The sequence below is a fragment of the Pontibacter populi genome (assembly GCF_040278685.1).
Lineage (GTDB): Bacteria > Bacteroidota > Bacteroidia > Cytophagales > Hymenobacteraceae > Pontibacter > Pontibacter populi.
In genome coordinates, this window is the sequence record NZ_JBEOKT010000025.1 from 15,485 (window position 1) to 31,757 (window position 16,273).

The 16,273-nt window shown below is 44.2% G+C and carries 14 protein-coding genes; 7 read left to right on the forward strand and 7 right to left on the reverse strand.

Annotated features, from left to right (window positions below; genetic code table 11):
- Positions 1 to 387 precede the first annotated feature (387 nt).
- The 4 genes from ABS362_RS18215 to ABS362_RS18230 are packed head-to-tail and all read right to left on the reverse strand — an operon-like array spanning position 388 to position 4,510.
- The gene (locus ABS362_RS18215; RefSeq protein ID WP_350414324.1) at positions 388 to 1,155 is read right to left on the reverse strand and encodes a LytR/AlgR family response regulator transcription factor; all 768 of its coding nucleotides are present in this window, start codon (positions 1,153 to 1,155) and stop codon (positions 388 to 390) included.
- A gap of 15 nt (positions 1,156 to 1,170) precedes the next feature.
- Positions 1,171 to 2,280, reverse strand: a complete 1,110-nt coding sequence (locus tag ABS362_RS18220) for a sensor histidine kinase (RefSeq protein WP_350414326.1) — start codon at positions 2,278 to 2,280, stop codon at positions 1,171 to 1,173.
- A complete protein-coding gene (locus ABS362_RS18225) occupies positions 2,273 to 3,355 on the reverse strand; it encodes a sensor histidine kinase (protein ID WP_350414327.1) in 1,083 nt (360 codons plus the stop codon). Before ABS362_RS18225 ends, ABS362_RS18220 begins: the two co-directional genes overlap by 8 nt.
- A gap of 3 nt (positions 3,356 to 3,358) precedes the next feature.
- Positions 3,359 to 4,510 carry a hypothetical protein gene (locus ABS362_RS18230; protein WP_350414329.1) on the reverse strand — a complete coding sequence of 384 codons (1,152 nt, stop codon included), beginning with the start codon at positions 4,508 to 4,510 and terminating at the stop codon, positions 3,359 to 3,361.
- Between the two features lie 520 nt (positions 4,511 to 5,030).
- Here ABS362_RS18230 and ABS362_RS18235 point away from each other — a divergent pair.
- From ABS362_RS18235 to ABS362_RS18255, 5 genes are all read left to right on the forward strand, one after another.
- Complete coding sequence (locus ABS362_RS18235; RefSeq protein ID WP_350414331.1) at positions 5,031 to 5,273, forward strand: Sec-independent protein translocase subunit TatA/TatB; 243 nt, start codon at positions 5,031 to 5,033, stop codon at positions 5,271 to 5,273.
- A 198-nt stretch (positions 5,274 to 5,471) separates the two neighbouring features.
- Entirely contained in the window at positions 5,472 to 6,176 is a 705-nt protein-coding gene (locus ABS362_RS18240) for a ferritin-like domain-containing protein (RefSeq protein ID WP_350414332.1), read from the forward strand.
- 8 nt (positions 6,177 to 6,184) lie between these two features.
- Positions 6,185 to 6,985 carry a ferritin-like domain-containing protein gene (locus ABS362_RS18245; RefSeq protein WP_350414334.1) on the forward strand — a complete coding sequence of 267 codons (801 nt, stop codon included), beginning with the start codon at positions 6,185 to 6,187 and terminating at the stop codon, positions 6,983 to 6,985.
- Positions 6,986 to 7,240: 255 nt separating this feature from the next.
- Positions 7,241 to 7,801: an RNA polymerase sigma factor gene (locus ABS362_RS18250; protein ID WP_350414336.1), complete on the forward strand. Its 561-nt coding sequence runs from the start codon at positions 7,241 to 7,243 to the stop codon at positions 7,799 to 7,801.
- Positions 7,794 to 8,630 carry an anti-sigma factor gene (locus tag ABS362_RS18255; RefSeq protein WP_350414338.1) on the forward strand — a complete coding sequence of 279 codons (837 nt, stop codon included), beginning with the start codon at positions 7,794 to 7,796 and terminating at the stop codon, positions 8,628 to 8,630. The genes ABS362_RS18250 and ABS362_RS18255 overlap by 8 nt, the downstream gene beginning before the upstream one ends.
- A 474-nt stretch (positions 8,631 to 9,104) precedes the next feature.
- Here the strand turns inward: ABS362_RS18255 and ABS362_RS18260 are convergent, their stop codons facing one another.
- On the reverse strand, positions 9,105 to 11,540 hold the full coding sequence (locus ABS362_RS18260; protein ID WP_350414339.1) for a TonB-dependent receptor: 2,436 nt from the start codon (positions 11,538 to 11,540) through the stop codon (positions 9,105 to 9,107).
- 314 nt (positions 11,541 to 11,854) lie between these two features.
- On the opposite strand from ABS362_RS18260, the gene ABS362_RS18265 reads away from it, so the two are divergent.
- Both ABS362_RS18265 and ABS362_RS18270 read left to right on the forward strand, forming a co-directional pair.
- Positions 11,855 to 12,922: a sensor histidine kinase gene (locus ABS362_RS18265; protein ID WP_350414341.1), complete on the forward strand. Its 1,068-nt coding sequence runs from the start codon at positions 11,855 to 11,857 to the stop codon at positions 12,920 to 12,922.
- Positions 12,903 to 13,661, forward strand: a complete 759-nt coding sequence (locus ABS362_RS18270) for a LytR/AlgR family response regulator transcription factor (RefSeq protein WP_350414343.1) — start codon at positions 12,903 to 12,905, stop codon at positions 13,659 to 13,661. Before ABS362_RS18265 ends, ABS362_RS18270 begins: the two co-directional genes overlap by 20 nt.
- Before the next feature lie 205 nt (positions 13,662 to 13,866).
- On the opposite strand, the gene ABS362_RS18275 is transcribed toward ABS362_RS18270, so the two are convergent.
- Positions 13,867 to 14,520, reverse strand: coding sequence for a hypothetical protein (locus ABS362_RS18275; protein ID WP_350414344.1), 654 nt, complete (start codon positions 14,518 to 14,520; stop codon positions 13,867 to 13,869).
- 2 nt (positions 14,521 to 14,522) lie between these two features.
- Complete coding sequence (locus ABS362_RS18280; RefSeq protein WP_350414346.1) at positions 14,523 to 16,271, reverse strand: hypothetical protein; 1,749 nt, start codon at positions 16,269 to 16,271, stop codon at positions 14,523 to 14,525.
- Between the last annotated feature and the right edge of the window lie 2 nt (positions 16,272 to 16,273).

Consider the following 16,273-nt stretch of genomic DNA (forward strand, 5'->3'; position numbering starts at 1 on the left):
GTTAAATTGAAGCCCCGAAGGTATGATATTTTCCTAAATCAAAATAAGCAGTAACCATTTCAACCGCATTATTTATGCAAGACCAAATGCGGCTTATCTGGTTTATTATTAGTTTGAAAACTATACACAAATCGCTAATCACTCTAATTTAAAGAATTGGATTACAGCTTATTACAATCGAGTTAAAGTAATAAGTATAGTAACCTTTTTTCATCTAATAATTAATTCCAGCTTTACAAAATGATAGATTGCGTTTTGTTTTACTTGCAGCAGTATAAATCAACTCTTAGTTTTCGGTATTTACTTAAACCCTTCTTGTCGCGATTTATTTGTTCGTTAGCCCAGCATACATGGAAAGAGGAAACTTACTTAGATTGACAACTTGCCTTAACGATCCAGCCATTTTTTAAATGTACCTGCTTTTTCCCCGCTAACTATCACTTCTTTTGGTTCTATTGGGTGTAAAGACAGTTTAATCCGGCTGTTACTATAAGCATACATTGCCGCAATAGCCTCGAATTTAACTATAAACTGGCGACTAACCCGGAAAAATACGTTGGGGTCCAACAGTTCAGTAAGTTCATCCAATGTATAATCAACCGGTAGCTTTTGTTGGTCGTGTGTCATAATAAGCACCAGGCGTTCATCAGAATAAAAATAAGCCACATCATTAACAGAAAGCGATAAGATCTTCTGCCCCACTTTTACCAGGAAGCGTTCTTTAAACTGCGGCTGGGGTTGCAGCATGGTACGGAGCAGATTCTCCATCTGGGCTGGCAGTTGGTTTGGTCTCTTCTCTGGGTGAAGAATCTTATACTTATCCAGGCTACGGGCAATGTCTTCCGGGCTAACCGGCTTTAGCAAATAATCTACGCTATTAAGCTCAAAAGCCTTGAGTGCATACTCGTCGTAAGCCGTCGTGAAAATAATTGGCGTATAGAGCTTAATTTCCCGGAATATCTCAAAACTTAAACCGTCTGCAAGGTGAATATCCAGAAATACAAGATCGGGCGCCGGACACTCTTTAAACCACGCTACTGCCGCCTTCACAGAATCCAGTATATCCACCACTTCAATAACCGGATCGTAACGTTTTACCAGCATGGCAAGTTTGCGTGCAGCCAGTTCCTCGTCTTCAATTATCAAAACTCTCATAGGTATGTTCAGGTCTTAGGTAGTAGAAACAATAGCGCGGGGCTCGTTGCTGACTTTCAGTAAAGGTATACTTACCAGCGTGGCAGCCCCCAGCTGGGATATGTTGATTTTACGGTCGGTCAGGTACTCGTACTTCTGCATGATCTTCAGCAGATTATTCTTTAACAGCACAGGTTTTGGGGTTGATTTTTGCATATGATAGCAAATAAGCAATTGCTCCTCAGCGCCTGCTAACTGTAGCTTCAGCGTATTCTCATTGGTCGGGTTAAGGTGCTGCAGCAGGTTTTCAACAACAAACTGCAGCGTAAGGGGTGGTACACACCAGTCGCGGCTTTCTTCTTCTATCTTCCAGGTCAAATCCAACGCAGCACCATATTGAATATTCAGCAGATAAGTATAAGCCTGCATAAAAGTCGCCTCACGGGCTAGTGTTACCAACTCTTTATTTTTATTTTCAAGAATGTAGCGGTATACACCCGAAAGCTGATGGATGTACTGTGCAGCCTGTTCTTTGTCGTGCGGCACCAATTCTGTCAGCGTATCCAGGCTGCTAAAAAGAAAGGCAGGGTTCACATAGTTTTTCAGGGTTTCAAACTGCTGTTGTACACTTTCTTTCTGCAGGCGTTCGGTCTCCACTTCCACCTGCTTCAGTCGCACATAGGTGATATAGGCTGTTTTACCCAGGTAAAGCAGGGTTGTAACTATAGCTACCAATGAGTAGGACTGGCGCAACTGCCACCATAGGTATTCATTAAAGGTCAGTATATCGAACAGGTAAAGAATAAACATGACTGGCAGCACAAATGCTGCTGTAAGTAACAGTAAGCTCGCTGTAAGTAAGGTAATGTACTCTGTAAGGTACCGATTTGCCTGGTATGGCTGCGCTTTAAAACGGCCTTGCATGTACCTGTCTAGCCTGAAGATCAACTCAAGTTCCCCGTAGAAAAAGACGATGCAAAAGCTCGATTCCATCAGGATAGCCGGAGAAAACTTTATAGTTATCCCGAGGTTAATGAACAGGAAAATACAATACAGCAACACACCTAACAGGCAGGCTAACAGCAGCCGGAAAGTTTGTTTACTGAAACTATCGGGCAGCACCCTGTAGAGACTTTTATCAGGCATGGCGGAGCAAAGGAATTTTAACAGTATAGTTCTGCTCGGATTGATAAATCTCAACCTGCTGATCAGTCAGGTATTGGTAGCGGTTGATGATGTTTTGCAAGCCAATCCCCATGGAGTCGCCGGCTGCAGCTTCCCGTACCTGAAGGTTGTTAGTTATACTTAGCAAGGTCCCTTCCGCTGTAATTCTGATATGGAGCGGCGCAGCCTTTGAAAAAGTATTGTGCTTTACGGCATTCTCGAGCAGCATCTGTAGCGTTAGCGGTGGTAGAAAAGATGTATGAGCGTGTTCCGGTAAAAACATCTCCAACAGGATACTATCCTGAAAACGGATCTTGAGAAGGTAGAAATATGCGTTCACAAAACTCAGCTCAGTCTTAAGTTCTACCAGTTCCTTGTGCTTATTGCCCATAATGTAGCGGAACACTCTCTTCAGCTCCTGTATAAACTGTATGGTCGTTTTGTCCTCCTCAATGTAAATGAGTGATGATAATGTGTTAAAGGTATTAAACAGGAAGTGAGGGCTGATCTGGTTTTTCAGGGTATTGATTTGAGCCTGCGCTCTTTCTCGCTGCAGTTTCTCCGCTTTAACAGACGCCTGCTGAATATCCCTGATTAGTTGCAGAAAGGTTAAAAGCATGAAATACAGAAATGCAACAATGCCTATAGTTACATACAATAGCCTTAACTGACTTTCAGTTTCAGAATTTACTTGCTGCGTTAATAGTAGCAGTTTTATACTTCGCATACCCCAGAGCAACAGCACACTTGAGCAGACAAAAGTGAATACAGCCATAACAAAGCGTTTTACTGAAAGTTGCTGATTGCTAAAGCGTATGCTGAACCAATGTTCTACAAAAAGATACCCCTCATGCAGTAAGGCAAAGTACAAAGCCCCAAATGCGATATCAGATACATAGTTCCGCCAGTTATCGATGCCTGTTGCTCCAATAATATAACCATACAAGAGGGTAAAACAGATACTCAACACTATAGCCGAAGCCAGCCTGTGAAGTACCTGTTTTACCTTATCCTGTAGTGGTACTACTGATGGAAGTGAATTTGCTATCACATTCATTCTTTAGAATCTGAAACCGATATTCAGGCCTGGCCACATAGCAATGCGGCGGTTGTGCGATACTTCGTTATACGTGCTCCATGGAGCGATATCCATACCTATCTCGTCATCGGCTCCAACAGGTGCGTGTTCTGAATGAAGCACGTTAAAAGTAGCTCCAACTAAAACCGATTTGTTCCCGGCTATACTTCTTGCCCAGATAAGGCGCGTCTGATACAAATTGTTCGCACTCTCGTCTGTCCATAGTTCATCTTTTGAAAGATGATAAGCGATAAGGTCCAGGTTTAAGGCAGAGCGTTCGCGGGTTATAAATTCCGAGCCTATACCAAACCCGTAGGCAAGGTGGTAATGAGAATCCTTTTGCTGCCATCCGGCCGCTATCAGACTATAGAAATTTTTAGTTCCCATCTTAAAGGCTGCATTCGCATATAAGGTCTCACCTGCCCAAATTTCGCCGCGATAATAACCATTTTTGCGCACAATATTAATTAAGCCGATGGTAGTGTTTGCAGAGTCCGCGATATTGATCACACCGATCTGGGCTGCTTTTGAATTTCCGGCTATATTAAGCACGCCAACCTGTGTCCCACTAATGGCTTTAGCCTGATTAATAACTCCGCTCAGCTGACTTCCTTTTACCTCGCCGGCCACGTTTATTACACCAGCTGCCTGAAATCCGTGCATGCTTCCGTTTACCACATTGGCCACACCACTAAACTGGACACCTTTACCATTCGCTCCGGCGACATTAAGCACACCCGAGAATTGAGATGAACTGCTCCAGCCTTTATTGATGTTGGCAACACCTGCCATCTGTACTGCACTTGAACCACCAGCATTTACATTCACGACACCTGCCATTTGCACACCAGCAGACTCTCCACCTACCAGGTTTGCAACACCTGCCATCTGCACGCCTTTGGAAAACTCCTTGTCCATGTTAAGGATCCCACCCAGTTCTAACCCTTGTACGCCACCGTTGTAGCCACCCAATAAATTAAAAGAAAAAGTGTTGTAGTAATTTCCAGATTTGATGCCGTTTGTACCGATGCCTGGAACGACTGATAACTGAGCCGGACGATGATCTAATTCCTGGGCAATAGCTACCGGTGTCATAAGACCTGATAGGACCAGGCCAACTAATAGTTTTTTCATAGGTTTATTTTATTTCGCTTTTGATGGTGCAAAAGTGGTTTGTTTTACCCTATGAAGGCAACAGAATATGTATGAACCGTGGAATTTAATGCATGAACTGCGATAATCGAAGGCTCAAATGGGACAAACTATAGATAAGATAGTTTACCGCTTCTAATATATGACCAGAGCATACGCCGCTAGATTTCGGCCTTAGCAGTAAACCATGCAATGATCCTAAAGAAAACATTATCGCGTAGTGAATTGAAAAAAGTGTTGCCCAGAAATTTGTGGAAAGTAAAATTGTATACTGACTTATAATAGGACTTAGTAACCCTGAGAAATCGCTCATAGCAAGCTGACTCCACACGTTCGTGTATGGAGATATACTGCTTATAACAACCTTTTTAACAACTCCTTAACTTAGAAAAGTCTTTTCCACTTTTTACATCTTCGTTACTTATACTATAATAAATTACGGTATGCTAAATCCGATCCGGTCTCCCACTCGTTTGTATGGTCCATTTAAAAGTATAAAACTATGGTAGCAGCAAATATTTTATTATTTCTAGGAGGTCTTGGTGGAACAGAAGTTGTTCTGATCGTATTAGCTATTCTTTTATTTTTTGGAGCTAAACGCATCCCTGAACTGGCAAAGGGTCTGGGGCGCGGTATCAGAGAATTTAAGGATGCATCAAAGGAAATGAAACAGGATATTGAAGGATCTATGTCAGATAAAGAACATCCCCAACCAGTGGAAACGGAAACACGTCTCAGAGCTTAAATAAAAATAACGCCCACCCATTTAGGTGGGCGTTTATATTTTACTACCCACTCATAATATCTTTCTGTAGCGGCGCTTTAATTTTTTTTTATAGTTGTTAAATCCAGTTCCTACTACTGTTTCGTAGGTCTCGCAACGCTGCAGTTACCACCATAACCTGTGGCCATTTCACATCTCGTTAATTTATGTTTTAAAATTATGGAAAAACTACAAGACAAACCCACCGAGAAAGAAGCAACTTTACTGAAGGCCCCGATGGAACGCCGGATGTTTATGCGCTATGCGGGGGCTACAGCAGCTTTCACTACACTTCTGTTTGCTACTACATCCTGCGATGAAGACGGTGATGATATGCCAACCGACCCGATGGCGGTAGACCTTGGAAAAGGGGACACAGGGATATTGAACTATGCGTATGCCCTGGAGCAACTCGAAGCAGCTTTTTATGCAGAAGTGGTAGCAAAATCACTTGGCTTGTTCAACCAGACAGAACAACAGATCATGCAGGATATTAAAGGTCATGAAGGTATTCACAGGGATTTCCTGAAAGCTGCCCTGGGCACTTCGGCTATTCGTGACCTGGAGGTAAATTTTAGCAGCATCAACTTTAACGACAAGAACAGTATCTTAAGTACCGCCCGCACTTTTGAAGACCTGGGTGTTGCAGCTTATAACGGAGCCGGAAGACTATTGGAAAACGCCGGCTTCCTGACGTTGGCTGGAAAGATCGTATCCGTAGAAGCACGCCATGCTGCTGTTATCCGTGACCTGATCTCTAACGGTACTTTCTCTGATTCTGCCAACAACCAGGGCCTTGACCCTGCCATGATGCCAGCCGATGTACTTGCAGCTGCTGCACCATTTATCAAGACAAAAATTACAGCTAACAACCTACCTAAATAAGCCTCGCCATGAACATATTTAAGATAATCGAAGATATAGAAAAAGCTGACCCGGAAGTATATAACAGGTTAGACTCACGCCGAAGCGCTTTTAAGGGCTTAGGCACGTTTGGTAAAAAGGCTGCCATGGCAGCGGTACCATTTGCACTGGCTTCTGTTTTCCAGAAAGCTTATGGACAGAGTAATAATATGGTTTTAGATGTGCTCAATTTTGCCTTAAAATTGGAGTACCTGGAACGTAATTTCTATACCCAGGCATTGGCATCTTCGGGGCTGATACCTGATGGCGCCGCCAGAGGTGCTATCCAGAAGATACAGATGCACGAAGCGGCCCACGTTGATATTCTGAAAACAACTATACAAAGCCTGAATGGTACTCCTATCAGCGAACCTACCTTTAATTTCGGAAAAAACTTTCCGGATTGGAATACAAATTACCAGACTTTTTTAACCTTGGCACAGGCGTTTGAAGACACAGGCGTACGCGCATACAAAGGTCAGGCTGCTAACCTGATCAATAACGATGCTGTTTTAACTGCTGCCCTGCAGATTCACTCAGTGGAAGCCCGGCACGCAGCTCACATCCGACGCATGCGCGACAACGAAGGCTGGATAATTGGGGCTGGCGAAAACAGTAATGTTCCTGCCGGAGCACAACCTGTTTATGCTGGCGAAGACAATTTATCGCAAGGCGGCATCAACGATATTACGTCACTTGGAAGCGGCTACTCAGCAGAAATTGCTTCCGGTGCTTTTGATGAACCACTTACTAAAGAACAGGTCGCAGCAATTGTTTCCCTGTTCGAATAACTTAAAAAGGCACTTACTGCTATCCACTTATTATACATAAACCCCATTTTTTAAAAGAGCTGCCTTTGGTAGCTCTTTTCTTTTATCCCGGGCAATATTACATCTGACTAATCCTGTCTTCTTATTAGTTCCTAAACTTTTTGCTATAGCGCTGGTTTGTATTCTGTTTCCTTGAAGGGCTTTACTGAATATGTATTAAATATTTACTATCTTTGGTAAGCCTTTGTAAGTTTTATAGTTATAAAGGTTATATAATTGACGAACCAACAACAACCTATACTTAAGCTAAGCGAAGAGGAATTAGTGGAGCGCCTGCGGTCCCGTGATGCCTCTGTTGTGTCTGTGCTGTATGATATGTACAGTCCGGCGCTTTATGGTGTTGTTTTGCAGATTGTGAAGATTGAAGAGACCGCGGAAGATGTGCTGCAAGAAGCATTTGTAAAGATCTGGAACTCATTTGATAGCTATAATGCATCAAAAGGGAGGCTGTTTACCTGGATGTTAAATATTTGCAGGAACCAGGCAATTGATGCAATCCGCTCGAGGCAGCACCGCGTAAATACAAAGACAGAAGATATTGAAGGCCCTGTAGTGTCCGGTTATTCGGCTACCGAATTTAAACCCGAACATATTGGCGTACGGGATATGGTGGATAACCTGAACCCGGAGCAGAAACAGGTCATTGACCTGATGTATTTTGAAGGGCTGAGCCAAAGCGAGATTGCAGAGGCTTACGACATACCCCTGGGTACTGTAAAAACCAGGGCGCGTAGCGCAGTTAAAGTATTAGCTAGATTTTTCAAAGGCCGTGCATAACGAAGATTACATAGCATCCGGAATTCTGGAAGTATATGCTGCCGGTGGTTTATCGTTGGCAGAACGTGAAGAGGTGGAGCGCAGAGCAGCAGCTTCCCCTGAAATACGTATGGCACTTAACGAAGCCTGCATGGTAATGGAAGAATATGCATCCCTACATGCTGTAAATCCAAGACCTGAATTAAAAAACAGAATACTGGATCAGATCGGTGCCTCACAACCAGCCCAAAGCAGCGCGCCAACTATAGAAAATGATAATGTGAAGCAGCTTCTTTATGAAGAAGATAAGGCAGCTTCTCCTTACAAATGGATGTTTGCGGCAAGTATCGCATTGTTCTTATTATCAGGTTGGTTAAGTTTCCATTTCTATAGTAAGTGGCAGCAGGCAGAAGAAAAACTAGCAAGTGTAACTGCCTCTGAGCAATTACTGGCACAAAATTTTAAAACTACCTCTTTGCAACTACAGCAACAGGAAAAGAAGTTGGCTATAGTTCAGGACCCTGGTTTTAAACACGTTAATCTTAAAGGTGTAGAGGCCCACCCTGATGCAAGCCTGCGTGTATACTGGAACCCGCAACAGCAGCAGGTATATGTGGATGCGATTGCCTTGCCTGCCCCACCAGCCGGTAAACAATACCAGTTATGGGCTCTGAAAGATGGTCAGCCTATAGATGCAGGTATGATTGAAATGTTGGGAAAAGGTGACAGCCTGCAACAAATGAAAAACATTGACGCTGCACAGGCTTTCGCTGTTACCCTTGAACCAATTGGCGGTAGCAAAACACCAACGCTTGAGCAACTAACCGTAATGGGTACTGTCGACTCATAAAAAATTTACTACAGATACCTGTAATACAGCATTTCAGTCAAACTCACCCAATCTCTGCTTACCAGGCAATGTCCCTTCATCTGGTATAGTATTGACAATCCTGGTTTCAGTGAACAATTCGTTTTTTCAGAGTTGAGCTATAGTTATTGGTTGCACTTACGGGATATTTTGAATTGATGTAATTTTGCCAATAAACAACTAAGCTATTAATAGTTACATGTTCTCTGCCCTAATATCCGGAAGAAAGCGATCTTGCAGAGTTTAGCTGTTGTGCTTCTAGCACTAAATCATACTTCATATTAAAAGTAGTTTTCAATTGATCCAGGTTTCAACTGGCTCATTAATCTTCAGCAAACTATAGCAAAAAAATAAGGCGCCTGCCACCAGGACAAGCGCCTCTTCTGATCCAGGACAGAATCAGAACTTAATGCTATTGCATGCTACAAATTTGGTGAATGCCCTCTATAGTTAGACTTATTTACCGCCCGCTCTGTTCACCTCGTCCAGGTTTATACTTTTCTTACCTGACTTAAACTCACTGCCCTTGCTGAAACGGTAACGAAGACTGATCTTAAAACTTTGTGTTCCTCTGTATTGATCAGCTGTAATTGTGTTGCCGTCCATGTTTATAGTTCCTGCCATTCTTTTGGTCTTGAAAATGTCGGTAAAGCTCATGCTAACGTCCAGCTTGTCGTTCATAAAAGAACGCTTCAGGCCTGCATCTACTCCCCAGTTGGCGTTCACATGATATAAACCATAGGCTACCGGCCCCTGATAGACACCGTTTATTTCAAGACGTAGGTTCTTTGGCAATTGCAATGTATGGTTTGACTGGAGCATAAATGATACCTGCTCGTTTGCCAATTTTTGTAAGTCAAGCTCTTTCGTGAACTTCTGATATAGCACTGTGGCTGTGTTGTTGATCTGCCATACAGGCAACACCTGAATCGGTGCTACCAGCGTTGCGTTAAGACTTCTCATACTTTCCAGGTTCTGCTGCTGAAAATAGGTGGTTTTATCAGTGGCATTCTGCACCGGCATTTCTGCTATAAAGTCTTTCGTCACCGCATAGCCTACTACCACATTGTAGCGCTGATTTATAGTTTGCGTAATGTTGAAAGCATTTGTGTACTGCGGCTTTAAGTATGGATTTCCCACCACCCAAGAATAAGGGTCAATGTAAAATATGAAAGGGTTCAGTGCGCTGTACTGTGGCCTGTTAACCCGGCGGCTGTAGGAATAGCTCACCTGGTACTTATCATTTACCGAATGCTGCACAAACAATGTTGGAAACAGGTTAAAATACTCTCTGTTTGTTGTTTGGCTCATAGTAACAGAGTTACCCTCTGCAAACGTCTGCTCGGCACGGAGACCCGCCTGTATACTTACTTTTTTACTGATGGCTGTGGAGAAAGAAGCGTAGGCTGCAAGAATGTTCTCTTTATAGATAAAATGGTTGCTGCGTTTGGCATCTGGTAGCATTCTTCCATCCATCTCTTCGTAAAACTTCAGTTCATTGTCAGAGATCACGCGACTTGCTTTCGCACCTAACTCCAGTTTGCCTGCTTTGCCTATGGCTTTTGTTAAATCTGCTTTTGCAGCATAGATGTCATAGTTGTTAGGGTTGTCATACATCAGCCTGCTAATGGAAAAACCGGCAGGTATACCAAGGCTATCTAAACGATTCTCAAAAGATGCATCGTCCTGGCTATAGAGTCGCACATAATCGAGATCTGCAGAGAGTGTAGTGCCTAGTGTATCCAGTTTGCCAAGGTAGTGCAGGTTAACGGTACTGTTCTGCTTTTGCCCCTTTCCATTGTTCAGCGCATCAATCAGAACGTCGTTTTCAGGGGTGCCATCTACCATTTTAGCCAGCGTTCTGATACTGTTTTCTGTTTTGTAAACGGATACATCAGCCATAAAACCAAGGCTGTGTCGCTGGTTTAGGTCAACATCAGAACCAAGTCTAAATGTGGGTACTGTTCTTGTTCCTTCTTCTCTCAGGTTCTGGTCAAGGCTACTGTCCTGATGGTTCCGGAAGGTGCGCTTCATTTTGTTAGTTCTAAGGTTGGTGCGCTCGGCAAAATCAAAACTAGCAAACGAATTCCATGCTCCTTTTTTATAATTTATATCAGCACCGGCTGTATAGCTGTTCAGTTCGTTGTACTGGTAACTGGAATGCAGGCTGCCGTTTAAGCCTGTCTCTTTGTTCTTCTTCAGGTTAATATTGATGATACCTGACGCACCTTCCGCATCGTACTTGGCAGATGGATTCGTGACAATCTCCAGATCTTTGATGTTTTCGCCAGATACATTTTGAAGCAGGTTTTGCAGCTCCTTCCCGCTAAGATATACAAGTTTGTTATTGATCATCACTTTCACACCCGCTTTGCCATTCAGCTTAAGGTCCCCGTTCTGATCTATCCATACACCCGGTGATTTAGCTAATACTTCATAAGCTGTACTGCCGCCTGCCATGGCTGTGCCTTCCACGTTCACTACCAATTTGTCAGCGTACGCAACTACTGTTGGGCGCATGCCTTGCACCACAACTTCCTGTAGTACCTGCGTGTTTTCTTTTAAAATAGTGCTTCCGAAGTCTTTGGTAAACTCTTCGCCGGTAACCTCAAAAGGGGCAGCGTTAACCTGCACATACCCCAGGAAATTAAAGCGCAGAAAGTATGTTCCTTTTACGGGTGATATAATCTGATATTTACCTTCTAAATCTGCGGTAGTGCCGTTTACTACTGTGGAGTCAGCAGCTCTTAAAAGGGCTACATTGGCAAAGCCCACTGGCTGCCCCTGCTCATCTTTTACAACGCCTGTTAAAAAACCATTTACCTGGCTAAAGCCTGCCTGCGGTAAAACTGCTATCAGCAGCAGGATGATGATGTGTGATAAATTTTTCATTTTCATTAAGTTTTATTTGTCCTGAAATCAATTAATTGATCCAAAGATGTGACATCAAATACAGGGTAGAAACCTGATTCTGATGGAGCGGGACATTAACCGAATGAAATGGGATATGGGATAGTTGAAATGGGAAGCCCTATAGTTGAAGTTGGCTTATCAGGTAATGAAATGGAATCAGAAATGAGCAACCCATACTGTTATGGCCAATCCCTATACTTGTTTTTGAGTTGCAAAAAGAGTTACTTCGGTCAGGAAATATCTATTAACCTAACCCTACTCTTCAGCTAATTTTTAGTTCTATCTTAAGTAAGATGCGCGCCAAGTATAAACCATTTCTGAGACAGCTTGCTCTCGCCGCCCTGACGACAGTGCTTTTATACTACGCGTTGGTGTTTGTGCACCAGGGCACCATCTTATTTTTTAACAGAGGTATTTTAGTAGAGCTGGTAGTTGCTTTCTTCTTTCTGCTGGCCATCTTTGTTGCTAACAGTTTTATTTCCAAAGCTTTTACATCAGGCCCTCTTAGTCGCATTTCAGGTGGCTGGAAAGCCGTTTTAGAAGGCACTACAGTAGTAATCAGCAGCGTTACACTCTGCTTCCTACTTTACTATGTTCCTTACAGGCTAGTCTATTACGTAGCAGACGCAGAAGTAAACCTGTTGCCCGAACGGGTACGCCTGGCCTATGTTATCAGTAGCGTTGCTGCATTGTTCTTCTATTACTTTGTTGAGCGTGAGCGTAACATGAAGGAGCTGCAGGCTGAGCATTTTCGCGCTGAGCAGTTGCAGAAAGAAAACTTCAGGGCACAGTTAGAAGCGTTGAAGAACCAGGTAAATCCTCACTTTCTATTTAACAGCCTTAACGCACTCAACTCACTTATTCATATTGATCCGTACAAAGCAGCAACATTTCTAAATCAACTTTCAGAAGTATACCGTGCGCTGCTGGATAGTGGTGACAAGGCACTGGTTCCGCTTGCAAAAGAACTGGATCTGGCTAATTCCTACATTTACCTGATGCAAACCCGCTTCGGCGACAATGTACAGTTTAAAGTCGATGTGCCTTCTGCGTATTTACATTTGCAACTACCCCCTACTTCACTGCAGATGCTGTTGGAGAACGCAATAAAACACAACGGTTCTACTTCAACTAAACCGCTGCACATCTCCGTCTATGTTTCTGATGGTAAGCTTATAGTTGAAAACAATCTTCAGCCCCGCCTTGATGAAGTAACATCCACGAAGGTTGGTTTGCAGAACATCAGCAGCAGGTACGAATATTTTACTGATGAAAAAGTAGAAATCGCCCAAACCGAAGGATTTTTTATAGTAGCATTACCTTTACTTGATGTAGCCCCCTATGAAAGTAGTTATAGTTGAGGACGAGCAACTGGCAGCCGATGCGCTTTCCGCTATTGTAAAAAAGTTACGGTCCCAGACTGTGATTCTATCTAAGTTAGGGTCCGTGGAAGAAGCCGTCCAATGGTTTACCCTGCACCAGGCCCCGGACCTGATCTTCTGCGACATACACCTTTCAGATGGCAACAGTTTTGAGATTTTCAGGCAGATTACGGTTAACTGCCCGGTCATCTTCACGACTGCCTATAACCAATATGCCATAGAAGCATTTAAAGTAAACAGCATAGATTATCTGCTAAAACCGATCAAGACGGAAGATGTAGCACTTGCTATAAAGAAGTATGAAAGCCAGCAACATCCATTGCCGCTGGATATAAACAACCTGCATCAATTACTTCAGGCACAACAGCTACAGCAGCAAATAAAATCCAGGTTTTTGGTGAAGCAGGGCCAGGGGATTAAGGCAATTCCCGTGGAAGAAGTGGCTTACTTCTGGGCTGAAGATGGCGTCGTATTTCTTGTAACAAAGCAAGGCAAACGCTTTATCATCAACTATACGTTGGACCAGTTGGAAGTGCAGCTTGACAGCGCTGTCTTTTTCAGGGCAAACAGGCAACTTATAGTGCACATCGATGCCGTGCAGGAGGTTCGCCCCTACTTCAAAGGCAGACTCTCACTCCTGTTACAGCCTCACACAGAGCATGATATTATCATTAGCAGCAGCAAAGCTTCAGACTTTAAGGACTGGCTGGATATGTAGTGGGTATTGGTAAGTTTATACAGTCAAATGAATGGATCGTGTAATATTGCTAGCCAGCATATACTGTATCAAGTGAACTAACTGCCAGAAAACAGAACTGATAAATCACTTTTTTGGGCAAGTCAGTGTGAAACTGATCGTTCAAGTCGTTTAGTTTACTTCCTATACTAAACCCTAAGACAACTCAGTTCACACTTTAAAAAGCTTACCTGCTTTTGTCCAGCGTGCCCACCTTCGGCAATATCTGTATCACAAAACGGCGGTCGCGAATGTCGCCGGTGCGGCCTGCGCCTTCAAAGCCGCTTCCGGCTGCTATCAGCTCAATCCTGTCTTTCGGGAATTTGATGCCTTCTTTGCGCCAGAACTCCAGCAAGGCCAGTGCCCGCTGGTAACTGAGCTGCAAGGCATATTCGCGCTGGGTTATATTACGCGAGTCGCCTTTCGGGAAACTGGCTGCACGCCCGTCTATAACGATAAGGTACTTCACATCTTTTTCGTCGATAGAGTTGATGACCTGGCTCAGGTTCTGACCGGCTCTGCGAAGCGGCACCCGCGACCTGTCCGGGATAACGGCGCTGCTCTGCTCAAACAAAACATCCACCAGTAACTCGTGGCGTTTATAGGTGTCGTTGTACTGGAAGTACTTATCGTCCAGCCGCGAGAGGGCGGCTTTGATCTCGTCTAATTTCCGTTTTTCCTGCACCTCTACCTGCAACTTGGCTATGTTCTCGCGGTTTTCACTGTCTTTGCCCTGGAACATCTTAAAGCTCAGAACAAACAGCACCAGCATCACAAGGAAAAGCACGGTCATCAGATCGACGTAACTGGGCCAGAAAAAGTCTCTGCTTTCCTTGCTCATGCTTACCTCCTGTTTCCGCCGCCAAACAACTTATCGAAGGCAGCTTTAATAGGTCCCGGCTCCAGGCTACGGGCCATGTGCATGTTCAGAACCTGTAGTTGCTGCAGTAATTGCTGCTGAATAGCCGTGTCGTTTTCTATTTTCTGAAGAAGTTGCCCGTTGGTCTGGCGTATCTCTCCGGATAGTTGCTGTTGCGTTCTGTTCAGATCGTCCTGTTGCCGGTTCAGGTTTTCGAAGGGCTGCATATAATCCAGTATGCGCTGGTATATGTTATCTTCGTTTATTCTTCTGAAGTGCTCCTGCCATTTTTCGTAGGCGTGTTGCGCGTCGCGTTCCTGGTGCTGCAGGCGGGCTTCCATCAGGTCGGTTAAGCGTAGGGCAGCTTTATCAAAATACTGCTCTATGCGCGAGCCAATGTCCTGTAATTCACGCTCGTGCTGCCCGAAAAAATTAACCTGTCGCTGTATCGATTCGTCATGTTTCTGCAAGTAGCCCGGCACCTTGTCAAAGCCTTCCTGCAGGCTGTTCAGGCGGCCAAGTACATCGCTTATCGTATGCGTCAGCTCCGCTCCTTTCCGCACCGATTCGTTCAGCGCCACCTGGTAGTTCATAAAATTCTGGAACAGCTGTTCGCTTTCCTTCATCTTATCAAACACCTGCAAATTGGCGTTGGCCATCTGAGTAAAACCGATCTTATCCAGCTTCTCGATAAACTCTTTCTGGGTGCTGATGTTCTCGGTAAGCGTGTCAACTATAGGCCGGAAGCCCAATATTTTATCCAGGAAATCTTTGTTGAACGTATCCAGCACCGATTTCAGATTGCTCAGACTGGCCGCCATATCGGAGTTCAGTTTGGGCAGCAGGCGCGTCTGCAGAAAAGTGTAATATTCGTTCTGTAAGCGGTCGCGGGTGCTACGGGCATTCTTTAATTCGTGGTTGCCCATCAGCGTTAGCAGTAAGCCAAAAAAGCTACCCGTCATGGCTATCAGCACGCCAAACAAAAACGACGGGATATTCTGATCGGTGATAAAAGAGCCAACCGCTTCATCGGCACTGAAACCGGACCATATCAAACTCGACAGGCCAATGATCACCCCCGAAAAAGTACCCAGCAAACCCACATAAAGCGGCGTGGCAATAGTAGACTGCACTTCCGTATCCAGGGCATCGGAATGGCGCTCCGATACATCTTTCAGGATATCAAAATCAGCTGCGGCACCCTTGTTACGTTTCAGGTACTCGTTGGTGCTTTTGATGATCTTACTGAACGTACTTGACGGATTCTTAACTTCGATCAGGTCTATAGTTGCGGTGCCTTTTCCGCCACCTGCCGCTGTGCTTATCAGGGCATTGGGATCACCCTGCACCAGGAAAATATTGTTACTCTCGATCAGCCGCTCAAACTTATCCTTGGCTATAGTATAAGATGGTACCGCTCCGCCTGTTACTTCAATGTGCAGTACATCGTTGTCATCTATAGTTGTGATGCGCTTTACAACGGGGTTCGAGGCCATGTATTCCCGGAAAGGTTTACCGGCTGCAAGCGCCTGCCATAGTTGCTCCGGCGATTGCAGTGCTATAGTTTGCGCAGGCCTGTCGTCCAGCAACAACTCCGTAACCGACAACTGCTCTTCGGAAGGAAAAAGGGTTTTGATATGCGCAATTTTAACTTTATTCTGGCGATACACATAAAGCTGGTAGCCCAGTATCAGCAGTATTAAAAGCGCTTCAAAAATAAAAATACCTTCCATGT